The 2,924-nt window shown below is 69.5% G+C and carries 3 protein-coding genes; all 3 read left to right on the forward strand.

Annotated features, from left to right (window positions below):
- Positions 1-1,080 (forward strand): chromosomal replication initiator protein DnaA (gene dnaA, locus AC2W7M_RS23015; RefSeq protein WP_486135213.1); only part of this gene is annotated, 1,080 nt, incomplete at its 5' end.
- 404 nt (positions 1,081-1,484) lie between these two features.
- Entirely contained in the window at positions 1,485-2,606 is a 1,122-nt protein-coding gene (gene dnaN, locus AC2W7M_RS23020) for a DNA polymerase III subunit beta (protein WP_486135215.1), read from the forward strand.
- A gap of 47 nt (positions 2,607-2,653) precedes the next feature.
- Positions 2,654-2,924 (forward strand): AAA family ATPase (locus AC2W7M_RS23025; RefSeq protein WP_486135217.1); only part of this gene is annotated, 271 nt, incomplete at its 3' end.

Consider the following 2,924-nt stretch of genomic DNA (forward strand, 5'->3'; position numbering starts at 1 on the left):
GCTGGCGCGGCGAGCCTTGCCGCGCGCGACGTGGCCGCCGGCTCGCCGCTCGACCCGCGCCTCACCTTCGAGACCTTCGTGGTGGGCAAGTCCAACTCGCTCGCCCATGCCGCCGCGCGCCAGGTGGCCGACGCCGTGAGCGGGGCGAGCCCGGTGTTCAACCCGCTCTACCTCCACGCCGCGGTCGGCCTCGGCAAGACCCACCTCTTGCAGGCGGTGGCCTGGGCCGGCGCGCAGAACGGGCGCCGCGCCACCTATCTGACGGCCGAGCGCTTCATGTACGGCTTCGTGGCCGCGCTGAAGGCGCATTCGGCGATCGCCTTCAAGGACACGCTGCGCACCATCGACACCCTGGTGATCGACGATTTGCAGTTCCTGAAGGGCAACAACCTGCAGCAGGAATTCTGTCACACCCTCAACGCGCTGCTCGATGGCGGCCGGCAGGTGATCGTGGCGGCCGACTGCCCGCCCGGCGAACTGGAGCATCTCGACGAGCGCGTGCGCTCGCGCCTCGCCGGTGGCCTCGTGGTGGAACTCGGCCCGCTGGAGGAGGACCTGCGCCACCAGATTCTCAAGGCGCGCTACCAGACGCTGGCCGACCAGCACCGTGGCTTCACGGTGCCGGCGGCGGTGCTCGAATTCCTTGCCCGCTCGGTGGGGCAGAGCGGCCGCGACCTCGACGGGGCGCTGAACAAGCTGCTGGCCTTCAACCAGTTGACCGGCGAGCCGGTGACGCTGGAGATGGCCGAGAATGCGGTCAAGGACCTGGTGCGCCCGTCCGATCCCAAGCGGGTGCGGATCGACGACATTCTGCGCATCGTCGCCAAGCACTACAACGTGTCGCGCGCCGACCTTCTGTCCCAGCGCCGCACCGCCAACGTGGTGAAGCCGCGCCAGATCGCCATGTATCTGGCGAAGGTCCTCACCCTGCGCTCGCTGCCGGAAATCGGCCGGCGTTTCGGCGGCAGAGACCATACCACGGTACTCCACGCCGTGCGTAAGATCGATGGCCTAGTGGCCACCGACCGCACTTTGGCGGACGAGATCGAGATGCTCAAGCGCCTCGTCCTGGAGGGCTGAGCGGAACTGTGGGGACGCGCGGCTGCGCCGTATCCCGCCCCCCTGTGGACAGGCCGTCCACAGGCCTGTGGAGCCTCCGCGCGATCGCCGGCGGGCTTGAGCGCGGCCGGTTTCCTCCGCCCGCGCCTTGTGGATGGGCGCCCGGCCCCAGCGGCCCAGCCTGTGGATGGCGGCCGGCAGCCCGGCCCGGGGGATGTGGATGATCCTTGCGCAACCCGCCGAAGCCTTGTGGATGAAGGCGCCGAGGGGCGTTTTGGCGCACATTTTTTGCCCCTGCCCTTGCTTTGAGCCGGCGCGGGCGGCAATGTCGGCGGCCCGGCGCCCAACCCAGGGGCGCCCGTCCGCGGCGTGTCCATCGCCGCGAGCGCGAAATTTCCAGAGCGAAGAGTGAACGGGCCAGGGCCATGAAGGTGACCGTCGAGCGCGCCGAGCTTCTCAAGTCGCTCAGCCATGTCCACCGCGTCGTCGAGCGGCGCAACACCATTCCGATCCTCGCCAATGTGCTCATCCGCGCCGGAAAGACGGGCCTGGAGCTGAAGGCGACCGACCTCGATCTGGAGGTTGTGGAGACCGTGCCGGCCGAGATCGGCCAGGAGGGCGCGACGACCGTGCCCGCCCACGTGCTCTACGACATCGTGCGCAAGCTGCCCGAGGGGGCGCAGGTGCAGCTCGAGGTGGGCGGCGAGCGCGGCACGCTGACGGTGCGCGCCGGCCGCGCCCGGTTCCAGCTCCAGACCCTGCCCGAGGCGGACTTCCCGGACCTCGCCGCCGGCGAGTTCTCCCACACCTTCAAGCTGAAGGGCGCGGAGTTCCGGCGCCTGGTCGACAAGACGCAGTTCGCGATCTCCACCGAGGAGACGCGCTATTATCTCAACGGCATCTATCTGCACGTGGCCGAGCCCACCAAGGGCAAGCCCATGCTGCGGGCGGTCGCCACCGACGGCCACCGCCTCGCCCAGGCCGAATTGGACGCGCCCGAGGGCGCCATCGGCATTCCCGGCGTGATCGTGCCGCGCAAGACCGTGGCCGAGATCCAGAAGCTGCTGGAGGACAAGGACGCCGAGGTGACCGTGTCGCTCTCCGCCAGCAAGATCCGCGTGCAGGTGGGGCAGGTGGTGCTCACCTCCAAGCTGATCGACGGCACCTTCCCCGACTATGGCCGCGTCATCCCCCAGGGCAACGACAAGACCCTGTTCGTAGACAAGGTGGAATTCGCCGCCGCGGTGGACCGCGTCTCCACCGTCTCGTCCGAGCGCGGGCGGGCGGTGAAGCTCTCGCTTGGCGACGGCAAGCTGACCCTGTCCGTGACCAACCCGGATTCCGGCAGCGCCACCGAGGAACTGGAGGTCGACTACGGCTCCGAGCCGCTCGATATCGGCTTCAACTCGCGCTATCTGCTGGACATCACCTCGCAGCTCGAAGGCGACACGGCGGAGCTCAAGCTCGCCGATCCCGGCTCGCCGACCCTGGTGCGCGATTCCACCAAGACCGACGCGCTCTACGTGCTCATGCCCATGCGGGTGTGACGCCGCAGTTGCGTCGTCCGGGTGGCGTGTCCTAACTCTGGCCGCCCATGCCCCCCGCCGCGCGAATCCTCAAGCTCCAGCTCACCCGCTTCCGCTCCTATGCGGCGGCGCAGGTGAGCGTGGGCGCGGGTCCCATCGTCCTCACCGGGCCGAACGGCGCGGGCAAGACCAATGTTCTTGAGGCCATCTCTTTCCTCTCGCCCGGCCGCGGCCTGAGGCGCGCGCAGCTTCCCCGACGCGGCTTTATGCGGAGGCGGGGGGAGGGGGGCGCCGGCCTCGGGCGGCTGGGCGGTCTCGGCGCTTGGTGGACGGCGCGCT

Source organism: Xanthobacter sp. BG11Y11_SDJG, from assembly GCF_057364445.1.